At 66.6% G+C, this 14,462-nt stretch carries 11 protein-coding genes; all 11 read right to left on the reverse strand.

What is annotated here, in order from left to right; all coding sequences use genetic code 11:
* Positions 1 to 4: 4 nt before the first annotated feature.
* The 11 genes from ON34_RS29110 to ON34_RS38660 are packed head-to-tail and all read right to left on the reverse strand — an operon-like array spanning position 5 to position 14,137.
* Positions 5 to 1,939 carry an FAD/NAD(P)-binding protein gene (locus tag ON34_RS29110; protein WP_040785637.1) on the reverse strand — a complete coding sequence of 645 codons (1,935 nt, stop codon included), beginning with the start codon at positions 1,937 to 1,939 and terminating at the stop codon, positions 5 to 7.
* Positions 1,936 to 2,553: a GNAT family N-acetyltransferase gene (locus ON34_RS29115; protein ID WP_040785640.1), complete on the reverse strand. Its 618-nt coding sequence runs from the start codon at positions 2,551 to 2,553 to the stop codon at positions 1,936 to 1,938. The genes ON34_RS29110 and ON34_RS29115 overlap by 4 nt, the downstream gene beginning before the upstream one ends.
* 6 nt (positions 2,554 to 2,559) lie before the next feature.
* Complete coding sequence (purB, locus tag ON34_RS29120; RefSeq protein ID WP_083889867.1) at positions 2,560 to 3,846, reverse strand: adenylosuccinate lyase; 1,287 nt, start codon at positions 3,844 to 3,846, stop codon at positions 2,560 to 2,562.
* Positions 3,843 to 6,041, reverse strand: coding sequence for a penicillin acylase family protein (locus tag ON34_RS29125; RefSeq protein WP_040785643.1), 2,199 nt, complete (start codon positions 6,039 to 6,041; stop codon positions 3,843 to 3,845). Before ON34_RS29125 ends, purB begins: the two co-directional genes overlap by 4 nt.
* Before the next feature lie 33 nt (positions 6,042 to 6,074).
* Positions 6,075 to 7,391 (reverse strand): NAD(P)/FAD-dependent oxidoreductase, encoded by a 1,317-nt coding sequence (locus ON34_RS29130; protein ID WP_040785646.1) that lies wholly within the window; start codon positions 7,389 to 7,391, stop codon positions 6,075 to 6,077.
* A gap of 22 nt (positions 7,392 to 7,413) precedes the next feature.
* Entirely contained in the window at positions 7,414 to 7,671 is a 258-nt protein-coding gene (locus ON34_RS29135) for a phosphopantetheine-binding protein (RefSeq protein WP_040785649.1), read from the reverse strand.
* 29 nt (positions 7,672 to 7,700) lie between these two features.
* Complete coding sequence (locus tag ON34_RS29140; RefSeq protein WP_063821757.1) at positions 7,701 to 9,305, reverse strand: (2,3-dihydroxybenzoyl)adenylate synthase; 1,605 nt, start codon at positions 9,303 to 9,305, stop codon at positions 7,701 to 7,703.
* Positions 9,306 to 9,320: 15 nt separating this feature from the next.
* Complete coding sequence (locus tag ON34_RS29145; protein ID WP_083889872.1) at positions 9,321 to 10,664, reverse strand: salicylate synthase; 1,344 nt, start codon at positions 10,662 to 10,664, stop codon at positions 9,321 to 9,323.
* Between the two features lie 25 nt (positions 10,665 to 10,689).
* Entirely contained in the window at positions 10,690 to 11,901 is a 1,212-nt protein-coding gene (locus ON34_RS29150; protein WP_040785686.1) for a 3-deoxy-7-phosphoheptulonate synthase, read from the reverse strand.
* A gap of 2 nt (positions 11,902 to 11,903) precedes the next feature.
* Positions 11,904 to 13,805, reverse strand: coding sequence for a hypothetical protein (locus ON34_RS29155; protein WP_040785656.1), 1,902 nt, complete (start codon positions 13,803 to 13,805; stop codon positions 11,904 to 11,906).
* Complete coding sequence (locus tag ON34_RS38660; RefSeq protein WP_040785659.1) at positions 13,802 to 14,137, reverse strand: 4Fe-4S dicluster domain-containing protein; 336 nt, start codon at positions 14,135 to 14,137, stop codon at positions 13,802 to 13,804. The genes ON34_RS29155 and ON34_RS38660 overlap by 4 nt, the downstream gene beginning before the upstream one ends.
* Between the last annotated feature and the right edge of the window lie 325 nt (positions 14,138 to 14,462).

Raw genomic sequence — 14,462 nt, forward strand, 5'->3', positions numbered from 1 at the left:
GGGGTCAGTGCGGGCATCCGACACAGGGGACCGGCTCGAGGCGGATCGCGGCGAGCCGCAGCATGGCGCGTGCGACCTCGTCGGCGTCCGCCAAGGTCACCGAGTTCACCCCGGGCCGCGGTCCGGCCGCTGTGACCCAACGGACCTTCTCTGTCGGCACGCCCAGCGCGAACCGATGCGGGTGCGGGCGGCCGCCCCGGTCGATCAACCGGTGGTCGATGCCGACCTCGAGCCCGCCGGTGCGGTAGCGGCTTCCGTCGGGATTGGGGAGTGCATAGCATCGCACGGCCCCTTTGGCGAGGAGGCGGTTCATCAAGGGATCGGTGGTTCGTCGGATATCTGGTTCGGGCAGCCGGGCTTCGATCAGATAGCGCGCCGAGACTCGTGAGTCACCGATGCTGGGCGACATCGCGGTGAATCGGTTGCCCTCCAGCGTCACCCGCATGTCGGGACCGATCACGCGCAGTAATCCCGCCCGCATCACCGCCGCCATCTCGCCGATACGCCGTGCGGGCGGGCCGATCGAGAGGTAGGCGTTCAGCGGGGTGTACCACCGGTCGAGGTCGCGACAGTAGGAGCTGCCCGTGATCCCTTGGTGGTCGACGACGAGCCGAATCTCGTTGCGTAGATCGCGCAGCACGTCCAGTGCGGCCTTCACCGGGCCGCGCACATTGCCGAGCCGGGCGTTGCGGACGTCGGTGTCCAAGTAGTGGAGCAGCCACCGTTGGAAGGAGTCCGAGTCCGGAAACATCAGCCCTCGTGCCGGATCGGTCACCTGAGTCCAGTTCCAACGCCGCTCGGGTGGCACCGCGTGCCTGTCCAGCAAAGCAGTCACGGACGTGCTGTTCCATGGCGCGGCGGCGTATTCGGACCGGAATATTCGCAGATCATGTGAACTTATGCGCTGATCGAGCAGCGTTGAGTAGTAGGTGATCTCGACTTCCTTGGCGATGAGCGGCCACACGTCGCGGCGGAAGTCGAGGTCGCCCTTGGATGCGGCGCGGTCGCGCAGCTCGAAGATCTTCGGTGTGGTGAGCAGGATCGGATCGTGCCGTGCGGAGACGCCTTTCTGGTTTTCGCCACGAGCGTGGAAGGGCACGCCGCGGCGTGATCCCGCGTAGATCAGCGGCTCCTGTCCCGAAGGGCGATATTCGACGATGCCTCGGTCGTCGACGAATCGCCCGCCGCGTCCTTCCGTCAGCAGTGGCAAGTAGTCGAAGAATGTCAGGCCGAGGCCACGTATCAGTACCGGCTGCTGGGGCTTCAGGCTGTCCAGATCGGTATCGGCCGCATTACCCGGTGGGACTCGGCGTAGCCCTGTGGCCATGGCCTTCGCGTGCAGTCGTCGACTCGATTCGTCCTCTCGCGCGGGGAGGTGCCCCTGGGTCAGCACGACGGCGTCGAGGTCGCGGATCTGCTGGCCATTGTCCAGCCGTATCGATTGACGTCCTTGCTCGTCGCTCAAATCGACTGCTGTGCCGATGAGTTCGGTGACGTCGAGGAAATCTTGCGAGATCCGCCGGATGTGGTGGTAGGCCCAGCGCAGGTAGTGCCCGAAGAGCGCGCGGGTGGGGTAGGAGTTGGGGGTGAGCCGCGTCGCCTCGGCTAGAGCGGCCGTGGGGAGGTCGTGCGCTTCGCCGGTGACACGCAGGTAGCGGGCCCATTCGTACAAGCTGGGCCCGACCTGGACCGGACCCGCCATCACGACCGTTTCGTCGGTGAATACCGTGATCTGGGACGCGACGGTATTCATCAGAAGCCGGCCCGGCTGGTCGGTGCGCCACACCGCGCCTGTCGCCACGTCGACCGCGTCGATCAGTACGACTTCGACTACGGTTCCCGGGACGGTCTTTCGCAGATTCGCGCACAGCCGTTCGAAGACGGTCAGTCCACGAGGACCGACGCCGACGATGGCGAATCTGGGGTGGCGTGCGGTCATGAGTACAGCCTTTTTCCGAGCGTTTCGCGCACGGCGGGCCAATCGTCGTCGGTCATCGCGAATTGCACGGTGTCGCGCCAGCTGCCGTCGGGGCGCCGCTTGTGCTTGCGCAGGACGCCCTCGCGTTCGGCGCCGAGTCCCGCGATGGCCTGCTGGGAGCGGGTGTTGCGGATGTCGGTGTGCCAGTACACCCGGACCGCGCCGAGTTCCTCGAAGGCGTGAGTCAGGAGAAGGAGTTTCGCTTCGGTGTTCAGGCCGGTGCGCCACCAGTCGCGTCCCAGCCATGTGTAGCCGATGGCGAGGGAACGACTTTCGGGATGGATGTCGTAGTAGGAGGTGGTTCCCGCGAACAGATTCGCGCCGGCCCGGACATCGATCTGGGCGAAGCAGACCCTGCCGCCGCGCACGGTGCCGTCGGTCATGCCCTCGACCATGCGGCGCGCGTCATCGAGGCTGCGCGGGCAGGTACTGGACAGGTGCTCGAAGACTTCGTCGTCGGCGATCGCGAGCAACTCTTCGGCGTGGGCGGCGGCCAGCGGCTCCAATCGGACGTAGGAGCCGGACAGCGTCGTCGGTTCGGTCCACCTCTGCGGAGGAGCAGCGGTTTCTGTCATGTGGGATCATCCTTCCGCTTCGGCGAGGACCTGCAATCGACTCAGGACCACGTGGTGATTGGTGAGGAAACGAGCCGGTTCGAGCGCGCCGAGCTCAACGCCCTTCTCGGTCAATACGTCCTGGAACGGCATGTCGGCGCAAGCCGCTCGATCCGCGGCCGACTGGACCAGGCGATAGGCGTGCTCCCGCTCGACGCCTTGTTCGAGCAGGTCCGCGAGGGCGATGGAGCTGTATATCAGTCCACCGGTGTGCTCGAGCCCCGCGCGCATCCGCTCCGGGAAGACTGCCAGAGTCGATACGACGTCGGTGGCGAGATTCAGCTGGTGGTGGGCCAGCGACAGCATCTCCGGCAGGGCGACGCGCTCCACGGTGGCATGGGCGAGATCGCGCTCGTGCCATAACGCGACATTTTCCAGCATGGGGCCGAGTTGGCCACGCAGCAGCCGAGCCAGTCCGCACAGCCGCTCGCAGGAGGTCGGATTGCGTTTGTGCGGCATGGCGCTCGAGCCTTGATACGCCGGGGCGCGCCGCTCCTCGACCTCCCGGACTTCTGTGCGTTGCAGCAGCCGGAACTCCAGAGCGATCGCTTCGACACAGGCGGCGAGGGCGGCGAGGGCGAGCGCGAGTTCGGCGTGCCGATCGCGGGCGACGACCTGGGTCGGCACCGGCTCGACCGCCAAGCCCAGTGCCTCGCAGACGTATTGCTCGACGAACGGGTCGATGAGGGCGTACGTTCCGACGGCGCCGGAGATGGTGCCGACGGCGACGGCGCCGCGCGCCGCGGTCAACCGGCGCAGGGATCGGTCTATCGCGAAGGCGAACGCGGCGAGTTTGTGGCCGAAGGTGGTGGGCTCGGCGTGGACGCCGTGCGTCCGGCCGATGCAGGCGGTGTTCCAGTGCTCGAGAGCTCGGTCGACCAGCACCCGGCGGAGCCGGCGGGCAGCGGCGAGCAGCAGGTCTGTGGCTCGGGCGAGGGTGTATCCGAGTGCGGTGTCGACGAGGTCGTAGCTGGTCATCCCCAGATGCACCCAGCGTGCGGATTCGGGGGGCATGGACTCGCAGTAGGCGGCGAGGAACGAGAGCACCTCGTGATCGCGGTCGCGCTGTAGTTCGGTGACCCGGGATGCCGCCGGTGCCGGTGCGGCGCGAATGTCGCCGAGGGCGCTGTCGGGTAGCAGACCCAGCTCAGCCTGTGCGGTCGCTACCAGAACCTCGACGTGCACCCATGTGTCGTAGCGGTGCTGGTCCGACCAGAGCTCGGTCATTTCGGGGGTGGTGAATCGTGGATTCATGCGAGCGGCTCCAGCCGCAGACGCTGCTCGGTGTGGTTTTCGATCTCGGCGCGGCTGTACAGCATCGGTACGTAGTCGCCGCGTCGCCAGAGATCGTGCAGATCGCGGTAGTGCGGGCTGCTCGGGTCACCGGATTGACCTGGGGTGTTCACGCAGATCGAATTGTCCCAGGCGCCGACATCGATGATCATCCGGAACGAGGCTCCGAGGAATGGCGAGAAGTCCGCGGGGTGGTACATCGCGGCGGCTACCGTCGAGCCGGAGCCGCCGATCGGTGTCGGTCCGATGTTCCATGAGGCGTCGAGATCGCCGAGGGGGTGTGGCTGGGTATTCCGGTGCAGCGCACCCCAGCTCCATTGCCGCTGGTCATGGCCCAGGGTCTGCTGCAGGTGTGTGTAGGCGTCCTGGAGTGTGTGGTGCAGGAGTTGGTCGCGTGCCTGGTCGCTGGGCGGGTTGCGTAACCAGTGGTGTACGGCGGCGGGGTCGGGGTGCGGGATGAGCGGCACCGCGGCGGGCGGTGCGACGGAACGAACGACCGCGGGTCCGAGGTGACGCGTCCACCACGTTTCGAACAGCGCCGCCGCGGCAGAGTCGACGTCCAGTACGGCATCCCAGGTACGCAGCAGCTCGAGTGCGGCGGCGGCGTGCTCGTTCTTCGGCGTGGCACAGGCACGCAGGCATTGCACGACCTCTCTGGCGGTGACCGAGAGCAGATCGTTCTGCAGGGCGCGGCTGTCGGCCTGCGCGTGCGGGGATGGACGTCCGAGCACCTGGACGATGCGGGCGTACCGGTCGTGAGCCGGCCACTCGTAGGCCGGGAGGGGCAAACCCTCCGGCACATTGAATTCATTTGCGCTGGCGATGAATCCGCCTGCGGGGCAGACGGTTCGGGCGAAGTCCGCTGGTCCGAAGAAACCGTCCCAGCGATATCGCGAGTGCGCTGGAATCGGGAGCAGCCCGTCGTAGCCGATGCGTTTGGGGACCAGTCCGGCAGTTCGCGTGGCGATTGTCCCGTGGATATCCGCGTAGACGTGGTTTTCACCGGGGGCGCGCCAATTCTCCAGGGCTTTGTCGAATTCCGGCCATGACGTCGCGGTCAAGTAGTCGAGACTGCCGAAATACGGTGCGGTGCCGGGTTCGAACCAGGTGGAACGCAGAGCGTAGGCCAGTCGGCGGTGCCGGTCGGCGTGCAGCACGGGGCCGTGTCGGCTGAATTGCAGCTCGACAGTGACCGGTTCGGCGGCCTTGACCGCGATCGTCTCGGTCACCGTTTCCAGTTGCTCGGCGCCCAGGTCGACCACGACGAGGTCTTCGGTATCGATGGGACATACCGTGAAGCCGAAAGCGGCGGTTCCGTTGTGGCCCAGCGCGATACCCGGCATGTGCGGCTCGCCGGCGCCGATCACGTCGAGACCTGGCGCGGACAAATGCGCGATGTAACGCAGTGAAGGAGCGGTGTAGCCGCGGTGCGGGTCGCTGGCCAGCAGGGGCCGCCCAGTGACGGTGCGTTCCGCGGCCAGTGCCCAGCAGTTGCTGCCCTCGACCGCGTCTGCCGGAACAGGCAGTGGCGGTTGCCCGGTCGCGAGCAGATAGGGGGCGAGCACTTCCGGTGGAATATTCGGATTCAGTCCGTCCGGTACGGCGGTGCGGTGTCCCCCGATCAGGTGCCGGCGGACCAGATCCGAGTCCGCTCCTGCCGCCGCGGCGACGAGCGAGCGATGCACTTGCGAGAGCAGGTTGAAAACCGGTGCGTGTGTGCGTGGACGCACCAGGTCCTCGGGAGCCCACCGAGCAGGGAGGTAGCCGGCGCGCGCGAATTCCGGTGGCAGATCTGCCGGATTCTCTGTGAGCCAGTCGAGATAGGCGTTGATTCCGGCGACGAACCGGGTCACCGCCGCCTGGGTCGCCGATCCGTAGGCACGCCATTCCGCGTCCATGTCGCCGCGGTAGAGCAGCAGCCGTGCGGCTCGGTCGCGGGCCACGTGTTCCGGACCGAGTGCTTCCGACAGCTGCCCGAGCCCGCGGCGACGCCAGAGGTCGAGCTGGAACAGGCGGTCCCGTGCCGCGTTGTAGCCCTGGGCGAAATAGAGATCATCGATCGACTGGGCGTAGATATGGGGGATGCCCCAGCGGTCGATGAGGATCTCCACCGAACTGGTCAGCCCGGGTATCGGGTGGGTTGTCGTCGTCGGCACGGCACCTGTTCTTCCGGTCGTGGAATTGCGCGGTCAGGCGGTCGGCACGCGCAGCGGCGGGCCGTCCTTGCCGTACACCGGGCAGCCGATATTCAGCTCGAACGGGGAGAACAGCGCGTACTCCTGGTGTTCGCGCAGGCGCAGCACGAAGCGGTTGGAGTCGGTCCAGAAGTCGCCGTTGAGGGTCAGCACTCGGTCCTTCTCGCCGAGCCCTTCGGCGGTGAGCAGCTTTCTGATGTAGGTGCCCATGGTTCCGACGCGGGTGTCGTAGACGGCGCGGATCAACCGGTAGTAGGTCTCGTAACCGGTCTTGAAGAACGTTTCGTAGTGACGCTGTGCCTCGACTTCGGAGGTTTCGCCGGCGAGGCACTTGTGGGTCTCCTTGGCCGCCTCGCGGCCGGTCGCCAGCGCCAAGTACACGCCTGCGGAGAAGATCGGATCGGTGAAGCATCCGGAGTCGCCGACGACGAAATAACCAGGACCGGCGAGGGTGTCGGAGTGGTACTCGAAGTTGCGCTCGCCGCGAATGTCGTGCCATACCCTGGTGCCGGTGAGCCGTTGCGCGATGCGGGGCAGCCGTTCCAGGCCGAGGGCGAAGATCTTTTCCGGCGTCGACGCCTGCAGCCTGTCGACCGGCGCCATGGCTCCGACGCTGATGATGTCGTCGCGGATGGGGATGGCCCACATCCATCCGTCGGCGTGGACGCCGATCTGGGTGTCTCCTTCGCGCGTGGGATTGTACCGCTCGTCCAAGCCTTCGAAGTGCTTGAAGACCGCGGCCATCTTCAGCTGATTGTCGGTCTTGCGCAGCCCGAGCTGACGGGTGATGACGCCGGCTCGCCCGCTGGCGTCGATGACGTATTTCGCGGTGGCGCTGTCCATCAGGCCGTCGCGCTCGAAGCGCACGCCGACGATGCGGTCGCCGTCGAACATCAGTTCTTTGACCGGGGTTTCCTGCAGGACCGTGACGCCGGGCGACTCGGCGGCGGCGTCGAGCAGGATCTTGTCGAACAGCGCACGTTCGACTTGATAGGTCCAGGTCCGGTAGCCCTCGTCGCCGGTGACGTCCAAGTCGACCAGGCGGTTGCCGTCCGGGAGGATGAGGTCGAGGCCCTTTTTGATCGGGAACCCGTGACCCGGCATCTTGTCCAGCACACCCAGCAGTTCGAGCATGTCGGCGGTGTAGGGCAGGAAGGACTCGCCGATGTGGAACCGTGGGAACGAGTCGCGTTCCAGGACCAGGACGGAATGCCCGGCCTGCGACATGGTGATCGCATAGGAGGAGCCGGAGGGTCCGCCGCCGATCACGATGGCGTCGTAGTCGGTCTTTGTTTCTGTGTTGGGTGACATGGTCGTCCTGTCGCGAGAAGGTTCAGTGGGTGGTCGAGGGGGTGCTGGTCAGCCGGGCCCACGCCACCAGCGTGGGTTCGGCGGTGAGGTCCTCGACGGCGATACGGATTCCGACGCGGCGCCAGAGGTTGAGGATCCGCATCATGCCGAGGGAATCGAGGCCCATATCGAGCAGATCGGCGTCGTCGGCGAGATCGGCGGGGTCGATCCGGAGGATGTCGGCCACGGTGGCGCGCACCTGGGCCAGGGTGGGCGGTTCGCCAGGGGGTCTCAGCGGCATGGTTGTTCTCGTCCTCCCTGTCGGTGCGGTCAGTCCTGCGCCGCTGCTGCGGCGATGAGAGCTTTTTTGTCGACCTTGCCCAGTCCGGTGAGCGGGAGGTCGGGCACGATTTCCAACCGGTCCGGCAGCTTGTAGTCGGCGATGCCACGCTCCTGCAGGACTTTGCGGATCTCTCGAAGCGTGGGCACGGGGTCTGCCGCGCACACATACGCGCAGATCCGTTCGCCCAGGTAGGGGTCGGGTATCGGGATCACGGCGGCGCGATCGATGCTGGGGTGGGCCAGCAGGTAACCCTCTACCTCCGCGGCGGATACCTTGTTGCCGCCGCGAATGATCACGTCCTTGCGGCGGCCCTGGACGATGAGCTCGCCGGTCGGGGTCAGCCGGGCGAGATCGCCGGTGCGATAGAAGCCATCCGGTGTGAAAGCGACGGCATTGTGCTCGTCTGCTCGGTAGTAGCCGCGAAGGGTATACGGCCCGCGGGTGAGCAACTCGCCGGTCGCCCCTGGTTGCACCGCGACGCCGCGGTCGTCGACGAGGCGAAGTTCGTCGTCGGGTGACAGGGGACGTCCCTGGGTGGTGAGCACGGTCTCGAGCGCGTCGGTTTCCCGGGTCATGGTGATCAGGCCCTCGGCCATGCCGAACACTTGCTGCAACCGGCAGCCGAACGCTGGTCCGATCCGCGCGGCGATGTCGTACTGCAAGGGTGCTCCGCCGACCTGGATGATGCGAAGGCTGGTCAGATCGTGGTGGTTGTCGGCGACGGTGTCCAGCCATAGCTGCATCAGCGCCGGGACCAGGGCGGTCACCGTGACCCTCTCGCGTTCGATCAGTTCGAAACACTCTGCGGGGATCGGATCTTCGACGAGGACGACCGTGCCGCCGACCCGAAGGGTGCCGATGATGCCGGGGCAGCCCCAGGTGAAGTTGAACGCGGCGGGGAGCGCGGCGAGGTAGACGTCGTCGCGGGTCAAGCCGGTTACCGCCGCGGCGGCGCGGGTTTGATAGGCGTAGTCGTCGTGTGTGCGGGGGATCAGCTTGGGTAGTGCGGTGGTGCCGCCGGAGAGGAGGAAGAACGCGGCGTCCGACGGGTCGGGAGCCGGTAACGCGATGGGGTCGGCGTCGACCTCGGCGAGTCCGATGGCGTCGTCGGGGACGTCTTTGCCGTGCACGAACACCTGCATGGCCGGGAACTCGCCGGCGAGTGTCGCCGCGAGGGCGGCATGGTCGAATCCATGGCTGTGGTCGGGGACCACATAACCGCGCGCGTCGGTCATCGCGAGCAGGTGTCGAATCTCGGCCGCGCGGTGGGCGGGCAGCGCGAAGACCGGCTTGACATCGAGGCTGATCAGCGCGAACACCACCACGACGAACTCCGGGGTGTTGGCGAGTTGGACCACGACCCGATCGCCGGCCGCCAGGCCGTAGGCGGCGAACCCGGCCGCTGTGCGTTGCACGCGCCGATCGAGTTCCACGTAGGTCGTCCGGGTTTCGTTGTGTACGAGCGCGATACGGTTTCGATGCCGTGCCGCCCACTGATGGGGCAACTGGGCCAGCGTCTCACCGCTCCAATGACCGTGGTCGCGGTATCGCACCGCGACATCGGGCGGCCAAGGCGTGCATCCATCGAGCATGATCGGTTCTCCTGGTCATCCGGCGCTGGCGTATGCGGCGGTGGGTACGAGGAAACGGGCGACGCTGTCGAGCTTTTCGCAGGTCTCCTCGAATTCGCGGTCGGGCCGGGACTGCCCGACGATGCCCGCGCCCGCCTGCAGCCAGGTTCGGCCCTGCTGGCGGTACACCGCGCGCAGGACGAGCGCGGCGTCCATGGCGCCGTTGGCGTCGACGGTGAGTACGGCACCGCTGTAGAGGCCACGCGGGCTGGTTTCGTGGGTGCGAATAGCGGTGTAGGCCGCGTCTTTGGGCACTCCGGATGCGGTGACGGCCGGGAAGACGGCGGCGAAGGCGTCCCATGCGTGCCTGCCCTCGGCAAGATGGCCCGCGACGCGGGAGGCCAGGTGCTGGACGGTGCCGCGCTCGCGCACCGCCATGAATTCCTCCACCACCAATGTGTCGGGGTCGCAGACGGGCGACAGTTCGTCGTGGGCGATCTTGACCGAAATCGCGTGCTCGTAGATTTCTTTCGAATTCGACAGCAGCTCTGCTCGCAAACGGCGATTCTGGGTTGGGTCCTCGGTCAGCGCGCGGGTCCCGGCCAATGGTTGGCTGATGACGCGGCCGTCGGTATCCACGGAGACGACCACTTCCGGGCTGAAGCCGGTCGCTTCGATGCCGCCCAGCCGCAGCAGAAATGACCTGGCCGGGTTGTTGGCTCGGCGTCCGCGCTGGTAGGTGGCGATGAAGTCGATCTCGGTGGGAACCGCGAAAGTGCGCGACAGTATCACCTTCTGGAGTCGCTCGGCGTGGATGTCGCCGACCGCCTCGGCGACGGCCTGCCGGTATCCGGTCGCGTCGTGGCGAACATCGATCGGGCTGGACGCGGCATCGGAGCGGTTCGGCCGGGCCCGGAGCCGGGAAAGTACCTCGTCGAGGCCCGCCTGATCGGCGGAGCGGACCAAGGCGACGTTGCCGTCGAGCCGTACTTCGGTGTGCGGCACCACCAGATGCGCGAGTCGTTGTGACCCGATGCGGTCGCGGTTGCCGTCCTTGGCGTAGGCCAGCTCGAATGCCGTCCACCCGTATGCGCGCCAATCCGGCAGTGCGATTCGTCCGAGGAGCTCGCGGATGTGTCGCAACGGCGGTCCCTGCCATGGCATCGAGATTCGGCCCGCGCTGTCGGACAGGTGCGCACCGGTATGGTCCAGGCTGATCTCGGCAAGCGCGCCGCCGGCATAGCACCACTGGTTCGGCTGCTCGTAAATGACGTAGTCGCCGTGCAATTCGGCCGCCGCGAGGCTGGTCATGGCGGTCAACGGGTCGACCGAGAGCGGGATGGTGCGTTCGAAATAGCGTTGGCCCGTTGTGGATGTCACGGACATTCCCTTTCGGTCGAGCGGATCAGGCGGTGACGGCGTCGGCGAAGTGATCGACGATGGCAGCGGCTTGATCCGGGTTCAGACGCGGATCGCATGGCGGCCGTTGGCTGTCGTCGCTCGCGCTGGACAGAGCTTCACGACATTCGGTGACCTCGTCCGGGGTCACCTCCAGGTGCAGGCCACCGGGGTGGCAGCCCGCGCCGCGCAGAACCCGCACAAAGGCGGTGATCTCCGAGCGAATGTCGCCGAGCAGGCGTACTTTGCCGCCTGTCGAGACCCGTGTGTTGCCGTGCATCGGGTCGCACTGCCACAGCACCGGCGCGCGGGTCTCGGTGACGATGCGCAGCAGCGGCGCCAGCCGTCGTTCCGCGGCGTCGGCGCCGAGCCGGGTGATCAGGCTGAGCCGTCCCGGTTCGTGCCGCGGGTCGAGAGTGCGGGCGAGATCGAAGACGTCGTATCCGGTGGCGCTCGGCCCAATTTTCACCGCGATCGGATTGCTGATCGCCGCCGCCCACTGGACGTGCCAATTCCACAGGCGGCGCGTGCGATCGCCGATCCAGAGCAGGTGCCCACTCGCGGCGTAGGGCGTGTCCCCGCCCCGGGTCAGTGGTTCCTCGTAGTCGCGCAGCAGCGCTTCGTGCGAGACGAACAGCGAGCGATCCCTCGCGGAGCGGGAAATTTCGAGGTCGACGAGGGTATCTCGGGAGTGGTGGTATGCCGCCACGAGCCGCTGCGGGTCTGGGCGGCGGGTGGCGGCTACGGGTGCGAGGCTGTTGACGGCGTCGCCGCGATAGGTGAGGACTTCCGTACCGTCAGAGGTGCGTTCGATCGCCTGGGTGCGCGGCTTCGCATACTGACCCGCCATACGCGCGACCAGGACCACCTTCGAACCGGTCCGGTCGGCAAGCCGGTCGGCCAAACTCGTGTACAGGCGCAGCCTGCGCACGACGTGATCGGTGGCCGCCATGTCGAAGGTTTCCGCGCATTCCCCGATGTGCAGCACATAGGCCTGCCCGGCCTCGGCGAGTGCGAGTTCGTCGCGAAGCCTGCCGATATCGGCGCCGTGCACCAGTGGCGGGCAGTGTGCGAGGTAGGCGCGGGCCTGGTCGAGTTCGGTCGAGCGGTGCCACGGAGGTTGGTGCTCCGCGGGCAGATTGCACAGTCCGGCCAGGCGAGCCGCCGCGGGGCCAGTGGGGGTGAGGAGCTCGACCGGTGTGGGAAGAGGGTGGGACATGCTCATCCTTTCGGTGCCGCGGCGGCGGTGATGGTGGCCCAGTGCCACGACGGGTCGAAGGCCGTGACGGTGACGTCGTGATCGACTGCGAGCCGGGCCGCCTCGCTGGTCGCGGCCGCGATGAAGGATGACGTACGGTGCGCGGCGAGCAGATCTTGCTCGGTGAACGGATTGCTCTCGCACCGCAGGAGCCGCAGATCGATGAAACCGCCGAAGCGCTTGCCGTCGATGTTCACCGGTTGCGGGCTTCTGATGCTGAACCGCACGCGTGCGGCGACGTGCCCGTGGTGGTGCTGGTCGGAGAAGTAGGCGATGTCGGGGATCGTCGGGGGGACGAAGTAGTCGCGATTGATCACCACCGGAACCTTGGGCAGGTTGCCGGCCAGGAAGTGCCACGAGTTGTACTGCATCCGCGCGGACATCGACCAGGCGATGTCCGCGAGTCGCGCGGCGGTGTCACCGAAGAAGCGACGGGCATGCGGGTCGGGGACCACGCAGCAGAAGTACTCCGGCAGCTCCCAGCCCACGATTGTCGCCCAGTCCTCGGCGCGGAGCGCGGAGATGAGGCGACTCAGCGAGCGCAGGCCGCGGCTCATCGCGAAGTCGGCGTCGAAACAGTCCCGCGCGGCGACGACGGTTTCGTAGATCAAAGCTTCGAGGCCGGTGCCGAATTCTTCGTGCGGTTCGATCAGCCAGGATGGGTTGTCGTGCAGGTGAGCGGACAGATCCTCCACCGTGGTTCCCGACAAAGGCAGCCGTTCGCGCAGCCGGGTGCACAGGTCGGCTTCACGCTCGCGTGCGGGGGTATCGACCGGCCCCGCGATGCGTTCGATCTTGTGCATCAGTGGGCCGTAGATCTCGCGGTAGAGCTGTACCGAACCGGCGAGTTCACCGCGGCGGGCGCGCAGACGGTCGGCCAGCGCCTGCAAGGTCGCGACTCGGTTGTCTTCCGCAGCCGGGATCGGGTCACCCGGGGAGGCACTGTTGTAGGTGCGCCGGGTTCGGTCCAGGAGTTCGGAAACGTGCTGCAGGGTCAGCTGGGTGCCATTGGCTTCCTCGATCCGGGCGTAGCTGCCGGAACGAATCAACAAGTTCAGGCACACGACCAGAAGCGCGTCGTTGGCCGACCACTCCGCCAGCGGGGCATCGCGCAACGCGCTCAAGACGCAGTCGGGATGCCCGGGAAACAACGTCTTCCCGGTGAGGTTGTTGCGCTCACGGAAGTTGGTGTAGAGCTTGGCGTCCTGGTACAGAACGAAGGGAGCGGTGCGCCGTGCGGCGTCGGTCACCTCGTCGAGGATGTCGTTGCGGCCTTGTCGGCCGATCGTCTCGAGCCAAGTGCGGCAGTCGATGATCGATGTCAGGTATTCGGCGGTTCCGCTGCGCAGCAGTTCCTGGTAGGCCGCGACCTCCGTCGCCGTCCACGGTATGCGGAGTACACCACCGACGAGATCGTTCTGCTCGGCCAGCGGGCACGCGCCAGGTACACCAACGGCCAGCCTGCCGGTCACCGTCAGGCCCAGCTCCCCGACGAACGCGGGATCCGCAGTGATTTCGAAAGTTGTTGGGGTACCATGCGTTTCATCGGTCTTCCGGGATAGACCGCGCAGCACGGCCAGCGCCGAGCGCTCGGTCGGGCGCAGGGCACGAAGCTGCACATCCGCAGGAACGTGGCCGGCGAGGGTCAGCAGAATGGTGACGGCTGTCTCGACATCAGCGGCCGATGCGGCTTCCTTCCACACCCGGGCGAGCAGTCCGGGAAATCCGGCCGCCGGATCGAGGACCCGGTCCGGTGTCGTGGTTGCCCCAGCTTGCCGATCCAGTCGGCTGGGACGACGGCTCTGGCGCGCCCTGGCCAGCTCGGCTCGCCGGGAGCCGCGATCCCGCTCGGCCGCGCCGCTCATCGCATCACGTCATCGTTCGAGACGACGAGGTTCCACATGTCGTCGGAGGTGGGTTCATAATCTTCGTCGACATAGATGCAGTCGACCGGGCACACGGCGATGCATTTGGGGCATCCGGAGCACAATTCGGGCACGATCACCACTTGCAGGCCACGATCGAGGATGGCGCCGAACTCCGCGGGGCAGCTGCGCACACAGCTGTCACACGTTATGCATTCCGCGGATTCTATTCGGCGCGGCGGCTTTTTCCATGCGGAATTGCGGGACCTTGTGTCGATTCTCTGTCTCCGTCCGTCCGCTGCGGTCGGCGAAGCGCTTTTCGTCCGGGGCAATTCAGGCCTCCCTGACGTCGAATTCTCCGTTGTCCGGCGGCATTCAGCGTCATCGGTGAGTGCGCCGCATACAGCATTGGCGACGATGCCGCGGCTGCCGTTCGAAAGAATCGGGCGTCACGTAGGTAACCGTCAAGATCTGCACATCTTGGACATGTGGACACCAGGCCCGATCGGCGTTCTGCGGGGAAGGCGGGCCGTTCAACCGGAGAAGTTCGCAGTTGAACATCGATACGCGCCGGACGGCCGGAACCGACTCGGTGACACGGAATAATGCGCGGAATACAATTCCGCCGAATCTGTGACTTCGAAAAAAGGATCAGCG

Origin of the sequence: Nocardia pneumoniae NBRC 100136, assembly GCF_000308755.1 — a bacterium.
Taxonomy (GTDB): domain Bacteria; phylum Actinomycetota; class Actinomycetes; order Mycobacteriales; family Mycobacteriaceae; genus Nocardia; species Nocardia pneumoniae.

Bases quoted from the DNA above. Each gene is read 5' to 3' on its own strand.
- ON34_RS29110 (WP_040785637.1), bottom strand. From the start codon at position 1,939: ATGACCGCACGCCACCCCAGATTCGCCATCGTCGGCGTCGGTCCTCGT.
- ON34_RS29115 (WP_040785640.1), bottom strand. From the start codon at position 2,553: ATGACAGAAACCGCTGCTCCTCCGCAGAGGTGGACCGAACCGACGACG.
- purB (WP_083889867.1), bottom strand. From the start codon at position 3,846: ATGAATCCACGATTCACCACCCCCGAAATGACCGAGCTCTGGTCGGAC.
- ON34_RS29130 (WP_040785646.1), bottom strand. From the start codon at position 7,391: ATGTCACCCAACACAGAAACAAAGACCGACTACGACGCCATCGTGATC.
- ON34_RS29135 (WP_040785649.1), bottom strand. From the start codon at position 7,671: ATGCCGCTGAGACCCCCTGGCGAACCGCCCACCCTGGCCCAGGTGCGC.
- ON34_RS29140 (WP_063821757.1), bottom strand. From the start codon at position 9,305: ATGCTCGATGGATGCACGCCTTGGCCGCCCGATGTCGCGGTGCGATAC.
- ON34_RS29150 (WP_040785686.1), bottom strand. From the start codon at position 11,901: ATGTCCCACCCTCTTCCCACACCGGTCGAGCTCCTCACCCCCACTGGC.
- ON34_RS29155 (WP_040785656.1), bottom strand. From the start codon at position 13,805: ATGAGCGGCGCGGCCGAGCGGGATCGCGGCTCCCGGCGAGCCGAGCTG.